Origin of the sequence: Kosakonia sp. 1610, assembly GCF_050435845.1 — a bacterium.
In the GTDB taxonomy this organism is placed as follows: Bacteria; Pseudomonadota; Gammaproteobacteria; order Enterobacterales; family Enterobacteriaceae; genus Kosakonia; species Kosakonia cowanii.
In genome coordinates, this window is record NZ_JBNDKZ010000004.1 from 201951 (window position 1) to 218096 (window position 16146).

At 57.5% G+C, this 16146-nt stretch carries 14 protein-coding genes and 1 tRNA gene; 6 read left to right on the top strand and 9 right to left on the bottom strand.

Annotation, left to right across the window (positions count from 1 at the left end; translation table 11 throughout):
• The first annotated feature begins 117 nt into the window (after positions 1-117).
• Positions 118-1371 (top strand): nucleoside permease, encoded by a 1254-nt coding sequence (locus ABIC80_RS14060; protein WP_076769192.1) that lies wholly within the window; start codon positions 118-120, stop codon positions 1369-1371.
• A 377-nt stretch (positions 1372-1748) separates the two neighbouring features.
• On the opposite strand, the gene citG is transcribed toward ABIC80_RS14060, so the two are convergent.
• The 8 genes from citG to ABIC80_RS14100 are packed head-to-tail and all read right to left on the bottom strand — an operon-like array spanning position 1749 to position 9106.
• Positions 1749-2579 carry a triphosphoribosyl-dephospho-CoA synthase CitG gene (gene citG, locus ABIC80_RS14065; RefSeq protein WP_429177543.1) on the bottom strand — a complete coding sequence of 277 codons (831 nt, stop codon included), beginning with the start codon at positions 2577-2579 and terminating at the stop codon, positions 1749-1751.
• On the bottom strand, positions 2557-3096 hold the full coding sequence (gene citX, locus ABIC80_RS14070; protein ID WP_429177545.1) for a citrate lyase holo-[acyl-carrier protein] synthase: 540 nt from the start codon (positions 3094-3096) through the stop codon (positions 2557-2559). Before citX ends, citG begins: the two co-directional genes overlap by 23 nt.
• Positions 3093-4622, bottom strand: coding sequence for a citrate lyase subunit alpha (gene citF, locus ABIC80_RS14075; protein WP_429177547.1), 1530 nt, complete (start codon positions 4620-4622; stop codon positions 3093-3095). The genes citX and citF overlap by 4 nt, the downstream gene beginning before the upstream one ends.
• Positions 4623-4632: 10 nt before the next feature.
• Entirely contained in the window at positions 4633-5508 is an 876-nt protein-coding gene (citE, locus tag ABIC80_RS14080; RefSeq protein WP_023481022.1) for a citrate (pro-3S)-lyase subunit beta, read from the bottom strand.
• Positions 5505-5798 carry a citrate lyase acyl carrier protein gene (citD, locus tag ABIC80_RS14085; protein WP_305207521.1) on the bottom strand — a complete coding sequence of 98 codons (294 nt, stop codon included), beginning with the start codon at positions 5796-5798 and terminating at the stop codon, positions 5505-5507. The genes citE and citD overlap by 4 nt, the downstream gene beginning before the upstream one ends.
• 18 nt (positions 5799-5816) lie before the next feature.
• Entirely contained in the window at positions 5817-6836 is a 1020-nt protein-coding gene (citC, locus tag ABIC80_RS14090; protein WP_429177549.1) for a [citrate (pro-3S)-lyase] ligase, read from the bottom strand.
• Between the two features lie 16 nt (positions 6837-6852).
• Positions 6853-7719 carry a fumarylacetoacetate hydrolase family protein gene (locus tag ABIC80_RS14095; RefSeq protein ID WP_076769195.1) on the bottom strand — a complete coding sequence of 289 codons (867 nt, stop codon included), beginning with the start codon at positions 7717-7719 and terminating at the stop codon, positions 6853-6855.
• Between the two features lie 22 nt (positions 7720-7741).
• Positions 7742-9106 (bottom strand): 2-hydroxycarboxylate transporter family protein, encoded by a 1365-nt coding sequence (locus ABIC80_RS14100; protein ID WP_023480841.1) that lies wholly within the window; start codon positions 9104-9106, stop codon positions 7742-7744.
• 335 nt (positions 9107-9441) lie between these two features.
• Between ABIC80_RS14100 and ABIC80_RS14105 the strand changes: the two genes are divergently transcribed.
• Together ABIC80_RS14105 and ABIC80_RS14110 are read left to right on the top strand one after the other, a co-directional pair.
• On the top strand, positions 9442-11076 hold the full coding sequence (locus tag ABIC80_RS14105) for an ATP-binding protein (protein ID WP_429177551.1): 1635 nt from the start codon (positions 9442-9444) through the stop codon (positions 11074-11076).
• The gene (locus ABIC80_RS14110; protein WP_429177553.1) at positions 11066-11758 is read left to right on the top strand and encodes a response regulator; all 693 of its coding nucleotides are present in this window, start codon (positions 11066-11068) and stop codon (positions 11756-11758) included. Before ABIC80_RS14105 ends, ABIC80_RS14110 begins: the two co-directional genes overlap by 11 nt.
• Before the next feature lie 24 nt (positions 11759-11782).
• Here the strand turns inward: ABIC80_RS14110 and ABIC80_RS14115 are convergent, their stop codons facing one another.
• Positions 11783-13918, bottom strand: a complete 2136-nt coding sequence (locus tag ABIC80_RS14115; protein WP_429177554.1) for an ornithine decarboxylase — start codon at positions 13916-13918, stop codon at positions 11783-11785.
• 398 nt (positions 13919-14316) lie between these two features.
• Between ABIC80_RS14115 and ABIC80_RS14120 the strand changes: the two genes are divergently transcribed.
• From ABIC80_RS14120 to ABIC80_RS14130, 3 genes are all read left to right on the top strand, one after another.
• Positions 14317-15036, top strand: a complete 720-nt coding sequence (locus ABIC80_RS14120; protein WP_094422068.1) for a DUF554 domain-containing protein — start codon at positions 14317-14319, stop codon at positions 15034-15036.
• A gap of 105 nt (positions 15037-15141) precedes the next feature.
• A tRNA-Phe gene (locus ABIC80_RS14125) sits at positions 15142-15217 on the top strand.
• Between the two features lie 683 nt (positions 15218-15900).
• Positions 15901-16101 (top strand): MbtH family protein, encoded by a 201-nt coding sequence (locus ABIC80_RS14130; RefSeq protein ID WP_200134796.1) that lies wholly within the window; start codon positions 15901-15903, stop codon positions 16099-16101.
• Positions 16102-16146 lie beyond the last annotated feature (45 nt).

Below are 16146 nucleotides of genomic sequence, written 5' to 3' on the forward strand. Positions count from 1 at the left end.
TGCATTTTTCTGTCGTACGTAACAAACAACGCCGCCGCAAAGTGATAAAGTGCCGCCACAAATCGCAGTATATCTGCCCATTACAACGACAACCGTCTCCTTTGCGAGGAAAAAAGCATGAATCTTAAGCTGCAGCTGAAAGTGATCATCTTTCTGCAGTTCTGCCTGTGGGGCAGTTGGCTGACGACACTTGGCTCTTACATGATCGTGACCCTGAAATTTCAGGGCGCGGAAGTCGGCGCGGTCTACAGCTCCCTTGGTATCGCCTCGCTCTTTATGCCAACCCTTTTAGGCATCGTCGCCGATAAGTGGCTTAGCGCGAAATGGGTATATGCCCTCTGTCATCTGGTCGGGGCCATCACGCTGTTTATCGCCGCAGGCGTCACCACGCCGGGCGCGATGTTTGCTATTATTCTGCTCAACTCGCTGGCCTATATGCCGACGCTGAGCCTGGTGAACTCCATCTCCTATTTCCGTCTTAAATCTGCCGGGCACGATATCGTCACCGATTTCCCGCCGATTCGTATCTGGGGCACCATCGGCTTTATCCTCGCCATGTGGGCGGTGAGCTTCTCCGGCTTTGAGTTAAGCCATATGCAGCTCTACATTGGTGCCGCGCTGTCGCTGCTGCTGAGCGTGATTGCGCTGACGCTGCCGCACATTCCGGTGGCTAACAGCAAGCAGAAGCAGACCTGGGTGGAGATGCTCGGCCTGAACGCCTTTGCGCTGTATAAAAACAAACGTATGGCGATCTTCTTTATCTTCTCCATGCTGCTGGGCGCGGAGTTGCAGATCACCAATATGTTCGGCAACACCTTCCTGCACAGCTTCGACTCGAATCCGCTGTTCGCTAATAGCTTTATCGTTACCCACGCGTCGGTAATGATGTCGATTTCGCAGATTTCGGAAACCGTCTTTATCCTCGCCATTCCGTTCTTCCTGAGCCGTTACGGCATTAAGAACGTGATGATGATCAGTATCCTCGCCTGGGTGCTGCGCTTTGGTCTGTTCGCTTATGGCGACCCAACGCCGTTCGGCACCGTGCTGCTGGTGCTGTCGATGATCGTGTACGGTTGCGCCTTCGACTTCTTCAACATCTCCGGCTCGGTGTTTGTTGAGAAAGAGGTTAGCCCGGAAATCCGCGCCAGTGCGCAGGGCATGCTGCTGATGATGACCAACGGCTTCGGCTGTATCCTCGGCGGTATGGTGAGCGGCAAAGTGGTGGAGATGTACACCACCGCCGGTCTTACCGACTGGAAAACCGTGTGGCTGATCTTCGCCGGTTATTCGCTGGTGCTGGCCGTCGCCTTCGTGATGCTGTTTAAGTACAAACACGTGCGCGAGCCATCTGGCGTGACGCAGAAAGCGTAAACAGAAAACCCGGCCTGAGCGCCGGGTTTTTTATGGGTCTCATTTTGTAGGCCGGATAAGCGCAGCGCCATCCGGCATTTGCACCCATTGCCGGATGGCGGCGTTGCCTTATCCGGCCTACGAAGCAGCCTCTTCGGCGCTGACACATAATCGATGCACGTCCGTAGGCCTGATAAGCGTAGCGCCATCAGGCATTTCCACCCATTGCCGGATGGCGGCGATGCCTTATCCGGCCTACGTAACACCGCCATCAGGCATTTCCACCCATTGCCGGATGGCGGCGTTGCCTTATCCGGCCTACGTAACACCGCCATCAGGAACTTCCACCCATTGCCGGATGGCGGCGTTGCCTTATCCGGCCTACGTAACAGCTTCAGTTACGGGATCATCGCCAGCACATACGCCACTGCCAGCAGATCGGCGCTGCCGCCGGGGCTTAAATGTCGCGCAATCAACGCCTGATCCATCTGGCGTAAATCATCCCTCTCCCATTCGGTGGCTAATAGCTGCTGCGCATAATCCTGCACATAACGCAGCCCCGCCAGGCCACCGCGTGACACCAGATTGCTGTCGCGGTTAACCGCCATCAGCCTGAGCAGCGCGTTATGCAAACGGCGCTCCCCCTGCTCCTGCTGCCAGAAGGGCAATACCGCACGGCGCACGGTGATGAACCCCTGCTCCGCCTCGCCGCGCGCGCCGGTCAGGCCATAGTCGCGGAACTGCTTTTCACCAGCCGTGATTGCCTGCGCCCGCCCGGCCAGCTCGCGTGCCACCAGCCCGCGGCAAATCGCGCTCACCTCGTGACAAAGCGCATCCGCGCTCAGTTGCCAACCCAGCCCCCGCAGCCGCCCGGCGGCAAACGACAGCAACCCGAGTGAGAAGATGCCGCCTTTATGGGTATTCACCCCATGGGTGGCGGCAAACATCGCCTGCTCGCAGGCAATCCCCATCGGTCGAATCAGCCGTAACTGCGCCGCCGCCGGTTGATGGGCATGATCAAAACCCGCCTGCTCGAAGCGGGCAAACCACGGCGTAATGGCGTCGATACTGGCGAGAAACAGCGCGTAATCCATATCGCGGTGCGCGCCGCTGTTTGCCCTGTCCACCAGCCCCGGCTTCGGGGTGAGATCCAGCTCCTGCCGCAGCGCCCGCGCCGCCAGCGCAGGCACAAACGCCACGGCAGGTTTAGTCGCGGGTAAACCAGCCATTAATCAGCCCCTCAACGCGGCTCACTACCTCATCCAGCGGATGACGGCGGGAGCGGGCGCAGTTGTGCGCCGGTTCATCGCACACCAGACAGCGGCGGGTGGTGCGATCCAGCGAATGGCGGCCCACCTGGCCGTTCTGCGGGCAGAAGATATCAAAATCCCACAGCCTGCCGAGCGGATGGGTCTGCTCCAGCTCAATGCACTGCGCTTTGATTTCCGCCGCCGGATGGGCCACGCACCACATCGCTTCCGCGCCGGTCTGCAGCCACAGCACCTGGCGGTCAAGCGTCTGCCAGCCGTGCTGCCACAGCATCTGGTCGCAGGCCTGTAACGCCACGCCCATGGTGTTGCGATAGCGCATCGTATCTTTCACCGCGCCCGGGGTGACAAGCGTCAGGGAGATAATCGGTTGTTGATAGTGGCGAAGCCAGTCAGCCTGCCGCGCGGCGCGGTTCTCTTTCGCCGCCAGCAACGCCTCAAGGCTGACACCGGTACGCTCGCGAGTCATGGTAGTCATAACGCCTCCTCTTTTACCTGGCGCACAACGTCAATCATGCTGCCGTCGCGATAGCGGATCACCCCGACAATCCGGTCGGTAAAGGCGATCGGTTTTGGCTCGCCGGTAAGGGAAATCGCCCGCTGATAGAGCGCCTCGATATCGACAACTTTCAGCCCTGCCGCCACTAAACGTTGGCGGACTTCCGGGCGCGCCGGGTTGACCGCAATACCGTGGTCGGTGACCAGCACATCAATGCTCTCCCCCGGCGTCAGGCGGGTGGTCACGCGCTTCACCACGGTCGGAATGCGGCTGCGCAGCAGTGGGGCAACCACAATGGTCAGATTTGCCGCCGCTGCCACATCGCAGTGGCCGCCGGAGGCACCGCGCATTACGCCGTCCGAACCGGTAATAACGTTAACGTTAAAGTCGATATCGATCTCCAGCGCGCTGAGGATCACCACATCCAGCTGGTCGCAGCTTGCCGCTTTACCGCCGGGATTGGCGTAAACGTTGGTCGAGATCTCCACATGGTTGGGATTACGGCGCAGCGAAGCCGCCGCTTCGCCATCAAAGCACTGGGTATCGAGCAGCTTCTCAATCAGCCCCTTCTCATGCAGTTCGACCAGGCTGCCGGTAATGCCGCCGAGGGCAAAACGGGCTTTGACGCCGTGGCGCGCCATCTTTTCAGCCATAAAGCGGGTCGCCGCCGTCGATGCCGCGCCGGAGCCGGTCTGCATCGAGAAGCCGTCGCGGAAGTAGCCGGAGTGCTCAATCACATCCGCCGCATAGCGGGCGATCATCAACTCTCGTGGATTGCTGGTGACACGCGCGGCGCCGACGCTGATTTTCGCCGGATCGCCCACGCTCTCCACCTGGACAATCAGATCCACCCGATCCTGGCTCAGACTGGCGGGCATATTGGGAAAGGGCACCACTTCTTCGGTCAGCAGCACCACTTTATCGGCAAATTCGGCGTCAACCATCGCGTAGCCGAGCGAGCCGCAGCAGGATTTCCCCTGCGTACCGTTGGCGTTACCGAAGGCATCGCTGCACGGCACGCCGAGAAAGGCGACATCGATCTTCAGCTCGCCATCCTGCAACAGTTTTACCCGCCCGCCGTGAGAGTGGATCTGCACCGGCTCTGCCATCAGCCCGTGGGAGATGGCATCCGCCAGCTTGCCGCGCATGCCGGAGGTGTAAATTTTGCGGATCACGCCGCTCTGAATATGCTCAATCAGCTCATCGTTACAGGTCATCAGCGAACTGGAGGCGAGCGTCAGTTTTTTGAAGCCGAGGCGCGCAAGGGTTGCCACCACGGTGTTGATCACCCGGTCGCCTTCGCGAAAGGCGTGGTGGAAAGAGATGGTCATACCATCGCGCAGGCCGCTGCGCGTAATTGCCTCTTCGAGTGAGGCGCAGAGTTTACGGTTTAGCCTGGCGTCATCATCCGCCAGCCACGGTGTGGCGCTGTGGGCGGTATCAAAGGGTTTTAATTCACGCAGATGGGGAAAGTTGACGTGAAGCAGCTCAGTTTGGTGGTTCATGGTTTTCTCCTTAACGACGCACGCCGGACGCCGCCGCGCGTTCCAGCACCATCTGCGCATGGTTAATAATGGGGGCGTCGATCATTTTGCCGTTCAGGGAGACGACGCCAAGGCCGTTACGCTCCCCCTCCTCTGCCGCTTCAATCACGACTTTGGCGTGATCGACCTCCTGCTGCGTCGGCGCATAGGCGTTATGCAACAGGTCAATCTGGCGCGGGTTAATCAGCGATTTGCCGTTAAAGCCCATCTTGCGCACCAGCTCCACTTCGCGCAGGAACCCGGCTTCATCATTGACGTCTGACCACACCACATCGAAAGCGTCGATACCGGCAGCGCGGGCAGCGTGTAGCACCGCGCAACGGGCATAAAAGAGCTCCGTGCCGTCACCGCGCTCGGTCTGCATATCCATCACGTAATCGAAGGCCGCCAGCGCAATGCCGATCAGCCGCTGCGAGCTGCGGGCAATTGCCACGGCGTTAATGACGCCAATCGCCGACTCAATCGCCGCCATCACGCGGGTTGATCCCACTTCCCGCCCGCAGGCAAGCTCGATGCGTTCCAGGTGGCGTTCGAGTTCGTAGATATCCTCCGGGCTGTCGGTTTTCGGCAGGCGCACCACATCAACGCCCGCGCGCACTACCGCTTCGAGATCCGGCAGGCCAAACGGGGTATTCAGCGGGTTGATGCGTACCACGGTTTCAATATCCTGATACATCGGATGTTGCAGAGCATGAAAGACCAGCAGGCGCGCGGTGTCCTTCTCGCGCAGCGCCACCGCATCTTCGAGGTCAAACATGATTGAATCGGGGCGGTAGATAAAGGCGGTGGAGAGCATGGCGGCGTTAGCGCCCGGCAGAAACAGCATGCTACGACGAAGTTTTTTCACAGCAATCTCCCCCACGCGATCTCCTTCTCTTCTGCGGCGCGCAACACGGCGCTTTGCAGACGGGCGCGGATCACGCAATCCAGCGCGCCTTTATCTTCAATAATGATTAAGCCCTGGCGGATCTCCATCGCGCGCAGTGTCTCATTCACCACGCGGCGGATCTGATCGCCAAACTGCTTGATCACTTCGCTGCGCACCACCACCTCCAGTTCACCGTCGGTAGGGGCGATTTTCACCATCAGGTCGCTGGATTCGAGGGTTCCCGCCAGCGCCTCCCGTACAATTTTCATAGTTATCAGTCCTGATTTTTAAGCGACTTCCACGCTGTAATGGGCTTCAAGGTGCGCGAAAGTGGTATCTGGTACGATTTCCCGAATGCGGGAAAACTGGTGTGTTTTTAATAAACGGCGCACTTCGGACGCCGAAATCGCCGTGCCTGCGGCTTTAATGCGTGGGATCTCCACCACCTCAACCGCGCCCGCCAGCATCTGGTGCATGGTGTTGTTGTACTGGCGGGTCACCGCGCAAAAGGGTTCGCTGCCAATAAAGCGGTGGGTAATGCCGAGCGCCGGGGCAATGTGATTGCGAAAGATCAGCAGGTCGATTTCGCTCCACGCCTGCTGCACTTTGCCGGTCTCTTTCAGGAAGTAGGCCGGAAATGTGGCGCGGGAGATGATGTATTGCGAGCCCTCATGCACCGTGACATTCGCCAGGTGCGCTACGCCCGCTTTCACCATCTTCAGCCGCGCGGCGAAGGGGAAAAACGAGGCATCTTCCCGCACCACAAACAGATGCAGGGCATCGCAGGCTTTTGCCGCCTGCTCCACCAGATGGCGGTGGCCAAGGGTAAAGGGGTTGGCGTTCATCACGATGGCGCCAATGCGCTTACCCGCCAGCCGCTTTGCCTGCAGCGAGCGGCAGTAGCGCTCAATGCCCGACGGCGTGTTCTCCATCAGCACCGCGTTATTGCCGCTCTGCACGATGGGCGAAAAACCGCTGTGCTGAAAGCGCTCCCGGTTGCAGGGGCGCGTGCAGAGAAAGAGATGGAAGTGGCCGCGCGCCAGCGCCAGGTTCTCCACTTCCGCCAGCAGCCGGGCGCTGAGGTTTTCGCCGCGAAGCTGCGCATCGACCGCCACGCATTTGATGACGTTCGCGGCAAGGCCTGCACACCCCACCAGTTGCTCTCCCGACCAGGCTTCAACGAAGGTCGTGATGTCGCTGTCCATGCCTAATCCGCTGTCGGCTAATAGCGAGCGGATGCGCTCAAGCCGGGGCGTGTTACCGTTGACTTCCGCAATGCGGAAGTCGATGGAGGGTCGTGTGTGCATCTGTTGGCCTTCGTCCTTAGTGCGCTGCTGCCAGCGCCTGCTCCGGCGCTTCCACGATCACATTGCTGAGATGCCCGATCTTCTCGATCTCCACTTCGATGCGATCGCCCGCCTTCATAAACAGCGGTGGCGTGCGTTTTTTCCCGACGCCGCCCGGTGAACCGGTGATGATCACATCGCCCGGCGTCAGGCTGGTGAAGGTACTGATGTATTCGATAAGCTCAGCGACTTTGTGGATCATGCTGGCGGTGGTGTCATCCTGCACCATGCGGCCATTGAGCCAGGTGCGGATGGCGAGCGTGTGCGGGTCCGGGATCTCATCGGCGGTGGTCATCCATGGGCCAAATGCCCCGGTCTGCCGCCAGTTTTTGCCGGCGGTAAACCAGCTGTGCTGCCAGTCTCGCGCCGAGCCATCCATATAGCAGCTATAACCCGCCACATGGCTTAAGGCCGTTTCGCGGGCAATATTCTCCCCACCTTTACCGATAATCACCGCCAGTTCGCCTTCATAGTCGAACTCGCTGGAGTGGCGCGGTTTCACCACCGGCGCGTTATGACCGGTTTGCGAATCGGCGAAGCGGACAAACAGCGTCGGCGCCGGGTTGTGCTGGTCGAACTCTTTGCGTTTTTCGGCGTAGTTCATCCCGACACAGAGGATTTTGCCTGGGTTATCAATCACCGGCAGAAAGGCGATCTCATCAAAACGCAGATCGGCGGCTTCTTCGCTGTAGCGCGCGGCCTGCGCCAGCCCATCGTCGGCGGCGAGCAACGCTTTCAAATCGGCGTAGCGGTCGCCCAGGCGCTGGCCGAGGTTGACGACGCCTTCCGCGCTGACGATGCCGTAGCTGCGGATACCCTGGTGAACAAAGCTTGCGAGTTTCATATCAGTTCCTGTAATTCCTGAATCAGACGAGGAAGTTGCCGAGCACCAGCAGCGAGATGGAGACGTTAATTGCCCCACCGATACGGGTAGCGATCTGTGCGAACGGCATCAGGCTCATACGGTTACCTGCGGTAAGAATGGCGACGTCGCCGGTGCCGCCCTGCCCGCTCTGGCAGCAGGAGACGATGGCCACATCAATCGGGTGCATGCCGATCTTTTTACCGACGAAGAAGCCGGTCGCGACCAGCGCGGAGACGGTGCTGACAATCACCAGCAGGTTATTGATGGTGAAAGCGTGAACCAGCTCTTCCCACGGCGTAATGGCCACGCCAACGGCGAAGAGGATCGGGTAGGTGACTGAGGTCTGGAAGAATTTGTAGACCACCTGCGAGCCTTCCAGCAGGCGCGGCGAGACGCCGTGGGCAAGCTTAATCAGCACCGCGACAAACAGCATGCCAACCGGGGCAGGCAGGCCAATCAGTTTGTGACCGAGCATACCGATCATATAGAGCAGCACCGCCAGCAGCGCGCCTGCGGCAATGGTCGTGACATCGGTTTTACCGGAGAAGGCCGGAGTGGCAGAGGCCGGTTCGTCGCCGTTACTGCGGTTCGGCATCAGCTGGCCTTCGCCAGTGAGGTGCGGGAAGCGTTTACCAAGCTGGTTCAGGCAGCCGGAGATAATGATCGCCGTCAGCCCGCCGAGCATCACCATCGGCAGCACGCGGCCCAGCGCAACGCCCTGATCCATATGCAGCAGCGTGGCGTAACCAATTGACAGCGGGATCGCGCCTTCGCCCACGCCGCCCGCCATGATCGGCAGAATGATAAAGAAGAAGATCTGGAACGGCTCCATGCCGAGCGCCATGCCAACGCCCATGCCGACCAGCATGCCGACGATTTCACCGCACAGCATCGGGAAGAAGATACGCAAAAAGCCCTGAATCAGCGTGGTGCGATTCATGCTCATAATGCTGCCAACAATAATGCAGCAGATGTAGAGATAGAGAATGTTGGTCGATTTGTAGAACTTGGTGGTGGACTCAACCACCACATCCGGCAGCAGGCCGTAATAGACCATCGCCGAGGGGATAAAGGTGGCGCAAATCGCCGCCGCGCCCAGCTTGCCAACAATCGGCAGCCGCTTGCCAAACTCACCGCAGGCGAAGCCAAAAAAGGCCAGCGTGGCGACCATCACCACGATATCGCTCGGCAGTTTACCGCCGAGACAGTCGACGGCAATTAATGCCCCCGCCAAAAGAAACAGCGGCAGGGGAATAATCCCGACTTTCCAGCTATCCATAATGTGCCACCACTTATCTTTCAGTGATGTTTTATCAAGCGTTCGCGACTTTCCGGGTACAGAGAATGAATCGTCAGTTGTGCTCATAATTAAGCCCCTTCGTTATTTTGTGCTTACAGCGTAGTGGGCTAAATACACACTTTATGTGAGGGCAGGCATATTAAAACCAGAGTTTTTAAGGCACCTATGGTTTTTATGGTTTCTTCTATTTTGCGTGAGCCGGCTCTTATTTATTGCCGTGGTTTTTATGGTTTTTTTAAAAGGAAATACATGTTCATAACAAACCGTAACAGGAGGTTGTAACAGCTTGTTTTTCCACAGCAACACGCGCTGTGTAAGGGATCACAAGTTTCCCGCAAACTGCTCGCCCGCGCAGGGAAAAGTGTTACATTGAGGCTTTCCTTATTGCTGCGCGTGTCGTTATGAAAGTCTCCTTTCAAATCAAGCTGTTTATCTCGCTGGTGCTTTTCTTCTCCGGCCTGTTCGTCCTGCTGGGCGTTTATTATTACAAGGACGTCGGACGCCAGCTCTATCAGGAGATGAGCGCCCGCGCGAAAATACAGGCGGAAGAGATTGCGATTATTCCGAATCTACGGCGCTCTGTCGCCGAGAAGAATATTCCCGCTATTAATCAGTTTATGCAAAAGGTGGTTTCCCACAGCGATGCCAGCTTTATTGTGATTGGTGATAATAAAGGCCTGCACCTATTTCACTCCGTGCATGCAGATGTGGTGGGAAAAACGCTGGTCGGCGGCGATAACGCGGAAGTATTACAGGGCAAAAGCACCACCACTATTCGCAAAGGCGGGCTGGGGATTTCGCTACGCAGTAAAGCGCCTATTTTTGATGATAATGGCAGGGTGGTCGGCATTGTCTCGGTTGGGTATCTGACCAGCTATCTGGATGCCATCACCCTCGGCAAAGTGATTAATATCTTTATCGCCGCCGTACTGCTGCTCGTCGCGCTGTTTGTCTTCTCCTGGTTTTTTACCCGCAGCATTAAAAAGCAGATCTTCTCCCTTGAGCCGCGCGAGATTGGCCTGCTGGTGCGCCAGCAGAAGGCGATGATGGAGTCGATCTACGAAGGGGTGATTGCGATTGATCGCGAGTCTCGCATTGAGGTGATCAACCAGGCGGCGCGTAAGCTGCTGGGACTGAGCCAGCCAACCCGTGCCCTGCGGGGCCATGCGATTAGCGATGTGATTGCGCCGGTGCCCTTTTTTGCTGCCGCGACGATGCTGGAGAGCGACACCCATGATGAGATTTGCCGCTTCAACCACCTGACGGTGATCGCCAGCCGGGTGCGCATTATGCTCGAAGATAGCTTACAAGGGTGGGTGATCACCTTTCGCGATCGCAATGAGATCGACAGCCTGAGCGCGCAGTTAAGCCAGGTAAAGCGCTATGCTGACAACCTGCGCATTATGCGCCATGAGCAGCTTAACCGCATGACCACCCTTTCCGGGCTGCTGCATATGGAGCGTTATGACGAAGCGGTGAACTATATTCAGGCCCAGTCGGAACACGCTCAGGAGCTGCTGGACTTTATCTCCTCGCGCTTTACCTCGCCGACCATTTGCGGTCTGCTGCTGGGCAAAGCGGCGCGCGCGCGGGAGAAAGGCGTGGAGCTGAACTTCGACCCATTAAGCCGCATGGATCGCCCCTGTCGTGGGCTGGCAGAAGCGGAGTTGATCTCCATCATCGGCAACCTGCTGGATAACGCTATTGAAGCAACCCAGCGCGCCACTCTGCCGCACGATCCGGTCGATGTACTGATCCTGCTTAACGATCGGGAGCTGATCATAGAAGTGGCGGATCGCGGGATTGGGATCGATCCGGCGATTGCCGATCGCATCTTTGAGCGCGGGGTGACCACCAAACGCCGCGGCGATCACGGCATTGGCCTCTATCTGATCGCCAGCTATGTCACTCAGGCGGGCGGCGCGATCGAGGTGTCGGCTAATGCGCCCCGCGGCACCATTTTTTCTCTGTTTATTCCTGAAACGGGCAGCGCTCCGCGCTCCGTTGCCACCCTGGATGAGATGTATGCAACATGAACCGATAGACGTGCTGATCGTCGAAGATGAAGAGACGCTGGCGCAGCTCAACGCTGAACTGGTGAGTAAACATCCGCGCCTGCGGCTGGTAGGGATGGCGTCATCGCTGGCGGAAGCGAAAACACTCCTTAGCCAGCGACAGCCGCAGCTCATCCTGCTGGATAACTACCTGCCGGATGGCAAAGGCATCACGCTGATTAGCGACCCCGAGATTATCAACGCCAACTGTTCGGTGATCTTTATTACCGCCGCCAGCGATATGGACACCTGTAGCCAGGCGATCCGCAACGGCGCTTTCGATTACATTCTCAAACCGGTGTCGTGGAAGCGCTTAAGCCAGTCGCTGGAGCGCTTTGTGCAGTTCACCGAGCAGCAACGGGTGTGGAAGATTGTCGACCAACAGAACGTCGACACCCTCTATCAGTTGCAGTCGAAAAGTTACCGCCAGGATAACGGCAGCAAAGGGATTGAAGAGAGCACGCTGGCGCTGGTGCAGAAGCTGTTCGCCGACGACGAGGCGCGCTGTTTTTCCGTTGATGAGGTGGTAAGCGAAACGGGACTGAGCAAAACCACCACCCGCCGCTACCTTGAACACTGTGTCGAGGCGGGCTTTTTGGCGGTGGAGATGCAGTATGGCAAGATTGGTCACCCGCGGCGCATTTACCGCCGCGCGGCCGCCTGAGACGCATCCCAGGCGGCGCGGTGATTACTTCAGCACGTAGCCGTAAAGGCGCTTGATGCCATCGGCATCGGTTTCCGAGTAGACGCCCTGTAGCTCCGGCGAGAAGCCGGGCAGCAGGTTAACCCCCTCCTCCAGCGCGAGGAAGTAGCGCTGCACTGCTCTACCCCACACTTCACCCGGCACCACGCAGAGCACGCCCGGCGGATAGGGCAGCGCGCCCTCTGCCGCAATGCGCCCTTCCGCCTCGCTGATGCGCACCAGTTCGACGTTACCGCGAATAAACTCGCTATTGGCATCCTGCGGATTCATCGCCACCGCCGGGAAGCTCTCTTTACGGAACATCGCTTTTTGCAGATCTTTAACGTCAAAGCTGACGTAGAGATCGTGCATCTCCTGGCACAGTTCGCGCAGGGTGTAATCGCGGTAGCGCACCGGGTATTTGTTAAAGATGGTCGGCAGCACGTCGGCCAGCGGCGTGTCATCTTCAATATGCTGCTCAAACTGGGCGATCATCGCCACCAGCTGCGCCATCTTCTCTGCGCTTTCAGCAGGGGTCAGCAGGAAGAGGATCGAGTTGAGATCACACTTCTCCGGCACAATGCCGTTTTCACGCAGGTAGTGCGCCAGAATGGTCGCCGGAATGCCGAAATCGGTGTATTCACCCGTCTCCGCATCGATGCCCGGCGTGGTGAGCAGCAGTTTGCAGGGATCGACAAAATATTGATCCTGGGCGTAGCCCTCAAAACCGTGCCACTTGTCGCCCGGTTCAAAGCTGAAGAAGCGGCGCTTGCGGGCGATAAGCTCGGTGGGATGATCCTGCCACGGGCGACCACCGATCACCGGCGGCACAAATGGCTGGATCATTTTGCAGTTGGCGATGATCGCTTTGCGCGCCTCAATGCCCAACTCAACGCACTCCGCCCACAGCCTGCGCCCGCTCTCGCCCTGGTGAATTTTGGCGTTGATATCCAGCGCGGCAAACAGTGGATAAAACGGGCTGGTGGAGGCGTGCAGCATAAAGGCGTTATTCAGCCGCTTGTGCGGGCAGAAGCGCGCCTGGCCGCGCAGGTGGTTATCTTTTTTGTGGATCTGCGAGGTTTGCGAGAAGCCCGCCTGCTGTTTATGCACCGACTGGGTGACGAAGATCCCCGGATCGTTTTCGTTCAGATCGAGCAGCAGCGGCGAGCAGTCGGCCATCATCGGGATAAACTGCTCGTAACCGACCCACGCCGAATCAAACAGGATGTAGTCGCACAGGTGGCCGATCTTATCGATCACCTGGCGGGCGTTGTAGATCGTGCCATCGTAGGTGCCAAGCTGGATCACCGCCAGGCGGAACGGACGCGGCTGTCTGGCCTTATCAGGCGCGACATCGCTGATTAAGGTGCGCAGGTAGGCTTCATCAAAACAGTGATCGTCAATGCCGCCAATAAAGCCAAACGGGTTGCGCGCCGCTTCCAGATAGACCGGCGTCGCGCCGGCCTGAATCAGCGCGCCGTGGTGGTTGGATTTATGGTTGTTGCGATCGAAAAGCACCAGATCGCCGCGCGTCAGCAGCGCATTGGTCACCACTTTATTGGCGGCGGAGGTGCCGTTAAGCACAAAGTAAGTTTTGTCGGCGTTAAACACTTTGGCGGCAAACTTCTGCGCGTGCTTGGCGGAGCCTTCGTGGATCAGCAAATCACCGAGCTTGACGTCGGCGTTGCACATATCGGCGCGAAAGACGTTCTCACCGAAAAAGTCGTAGAACTGACGGCCCGCCGGGTGCTTTTTAAAGAACGCGCCGTGCTGGTGGCCGGGACAGGCGAAGGTGCTGTTCTTCATCTCGACATATTGACGCAGCGTATCGAAGAACGGTGGCAGCAGCTTTGCTTCATAATCACAGGCGGCGGCTTCCAGCTCCAGCCACTCCTGATCGCGTCCGCTAATCACCGCCGTCACGCCTTCGGGTGCGGTAACCGGTTCGCCGGAGAAGAGAAAGACCGGCAGATTAAAACCAGTGCGTTTGAGCAGCGCGAGAATGCCGCTGCGGCTCTCCGCTACCGTCATGACGACTGCCGCCACATCCGTAAAATCGGTACTCTCAAGGGAGATCACCTCGCGGTGGGTTGAGAGGGTGGAGAGCAGCTCGCGGCTGACGGCAATTTTCAGTGAGTTCATAAGCACGAATACCCGTTTCAGGGGAGTAAAAAGCCCCGGACGAAGCGGTGGCTTCGCCCAACGAAAATGTCTGGCTGGGATCAGCTCCGGACGCCAGACATCAGTAAAAGCAGAAAACCGCTGATCTTACTGTTGTCCTGCGGTGAGCGTGCGCTACCCTCACCGCATGGTGAGAAAGAGTGACGATAAGCGGGGGCGAGTGGCCCTGGCACGGGCGTGAAACGCAGTGTCAGCGGCTGAAATGTACAGCATCAGGCGGCCCCGTCAGATGGATGAAAATTCGCGCAATCATGTCATTTTTAACCCGCAGGCGCAACCTGGGTGGCACTTCGCCGCGCATAAAAATGCTATGGTATGCGCCTTCTTATTCATTTTTATGGCACTTCAGGAGTGTGAACGTGCTGACAGGTCCTTTTATTAACGCGGCTGCCGTGCTGATCGGCGGCACGCTCGGTGCGCTGATGAGCCACCGTTTACCGGAGCGCGTGCGCTCATCAATGCCCTCCATTTTTGGCCTTGCCTCGCTTGGCATCGGCATTTTACTGGTGGTCAAATGCGTCAACCTGCCGGTGATGGTGCTGGCGACGCTGCTCGGCACACTGATTGGCGAGCTCTGTTATGTTGAGCGCGGCATCGGCGGCGGCGTTAATGCCCTGCGCAAGCTGGCGCAGAAGCGCAACGCGGTTGAGTCAGCCTCCAGCGCCCATGAGTCGTTTATTCAGAGCCTGGTGGCGATCATTATTCTCTTTTGCGCCAGCGGGACCGGGATTTTTGGCGCCATGCGCGAAGGGATGACCGGCGATCCCAGCATTCTGATTGCCAAAGCGTTTCTCGATTTCTTTACCGCGCTGATCTTCGCCACTTCGCTCGGTTTCGCCGTGGCGATCATCTCGGTTCCAATGCTGATTATTCAGCTGACGCTCGCCACCTGCGCGACGCTTATTCTGCCGCTCACCACCCCGGCGATGATGGGCGATTTTACCGCCGTCGGTGGAATTCTGCTGCTGGCGACCGGGCTGCGCATCTGCGGAATAAAGATGTTTGCCGTGGCGAATATGCTGCCCGCGCTGGTGCTGGCAATGCCGCTATCCGCCCTCTGGACGGCCTTTTTTGCCTGAGTGCGCGTGCAATGGGCAGAAAGTGGTGATAGATTGTGCACTCTGTGACGAAATGAAGAAATTTCGTTGACGGAGCGCAGTGAATCAGGTTTAATGCGCCCCGTTGCCCGGATAGCTCAGTCGGTAGAGCAGGGGATTGAAAATCCCCGTGTCCTTGGTTCGATTCCGAGTCCGGGCACCACTAATTTAAAGAACCCGCCCAAAAGGCGGGTTTTTGCTTTCTGGGGTATGGACTCTCCATCGAACTTCGTTCGATTATTCGCCGCAAGCGGCTCACCCCTTCGGGGCCAGCGCGACAGGCGCGCTGTTCAACGCCTGCGGCGTTAGTCCGGGTCCGGGCACCACTTATTCAGAAAACCCAGCCTATGGCTGGGTTTTTGCTTTTCTGCGACCGGACTCTCCATCGAACTTCGTTCGATTATTCGCCGCAAGCGGCTCACCCCTTCGGGGCCAGCGCGACAAGCGCGCTGTTCAACGCCTTCGGCGTTAGTCCGGGTCCGGGCACCACTTATTCAGAGAACCCAGCCTATGGCTGGGTTTTTGCTTTTCTGCGACCGGACTCTCCATCGAACTCCGTTCGATTATTAACCACACACCGCGCCTTATATTAATTAATACCTAAGAGCACATTTTAAACATTAATATTATTCAAAAAATAAAATTGCCATTTCTTTTATCTATACTATTTAAAGCTTAGCCGCTGGATAAAATTCTTATTTATTCACGCTATTATTAATTAGCAATAAAACGTGAGATAGATCACAACAAGAAGTTATCTCTTTTACAGCCTCCTATTACAGATTGCCTTCCAGATTTTTATTCTATAAATATTACCCTCGTTTTTATTATTACAGGGGCAAGTAAATGAGCAATCCATTCGAAAATGAAAACATTACTTTTTTAGTATTAGTAAACGCAGAGAATCAGCACTCTTTATGGCCGGAATTTATGGTTGTCCCCGAGGGTTGGGACGTGGTCTGCGGGCCCGCCAGCCGCAAGGCGTGCATTGAGTACATCGAGGAAAACTGGAAGGATATCAAGCCGAAAAGTTTACAAAATCTCTAACCCCGTGTTGCCCACTCGTTATCCTATTTCGCTTTAATATTGAGG

What these genes read in the sequence shown, in the direction of transcription:
- ABIC80_RS14060 (WP_076769192.1), top strand. Translation starts at nt 118, where the DNA reads ATGAATCTTAAGCTGCAGCTGAAAGTGATCATCTTTCTGCAGTTCTGC.
- citG (WP_429177543.1), bottom strand. Translation starts at nt 2,579, where the DNA reads ATGGCTGGTTTACCCGCGACTAAACCTGCCGTGGCGTTTGTGCCTGCG.
- citX (WP_429177545.1), bottom strand. Translation starts at nt 3,096, where the DNA reads ATGACTACCATGACTCGCGAGCGTACCGGTGTCAGCCTTGAGGCGTTG.
- citF (WP_429177547.1), bottom strand. Translation starts at nt 4,622, where the DNA reads ATGAACCACCAAACTGAGCTGCTTCACGTCAACTTTCCCCATCTGCGT.
- citD (WP_305207521.1), bottom strand. Translation starts at nt 5,798, where the DNA reads ATGAAAATTGTACGGGAGGCGCTGGCGGGAACCCTCGAATCCAGCGAC.
- citC (WP_429177549.1), bottom strand. Translation starts at nt 6,836, where the DNA reads ATGCACACACGACCCTCCATCGACTTCCGCATTGCGGAAGTCAACGGT.
- ABIC80_RS14095 (WP_076769195.1), bottom strand. Translation starts at nt 7,719, where the DNA reads ATGAAACTCGCAAGCTTTGTTCACCAGGGTATCCGCAGCTACGGCATC.
- ABIC80_RS14100 (WP_023480841.1), bottom strand. Translation starts at nt 9,106, where the DNA reads ATGAGCACAACTGACGATTCATTCTCTGTACCCGGAAAGTCGCGAACG.
- ABIC80_RS14105 (WP_429177551.1), top strand. Translation starts at nt 9,442, where the DNA reads ATGAAAGTCTCCTTTCAAATCAAGCTGTTTATCTCGCTGGTGCTTTTC.
- ABIC80_RS14110 (WP_429177553.1), top strand. Translation starts at nt 11,066, where the DNA reads ATGCAACATGAACCGATAGACGTGCTGATCGTCGAAGATGAAGAGACG.
- ABIC80_RS14115 (WP_429177554.1), bottom strand. Translation starts at nt 13,918, where the DNA reads ATGAACTCACTGAAAATTGCCGTCAGCCGCGAGCTGCTCTCCACCCTC.
- ABIC80_RS14130 (WP_200134796.1), top strand. Translation starts at nt 15,901, where the DNA reads ATGAGCAATCCATTCGAAAATGAAAACATTACTTTTTTAGTATTAGTA.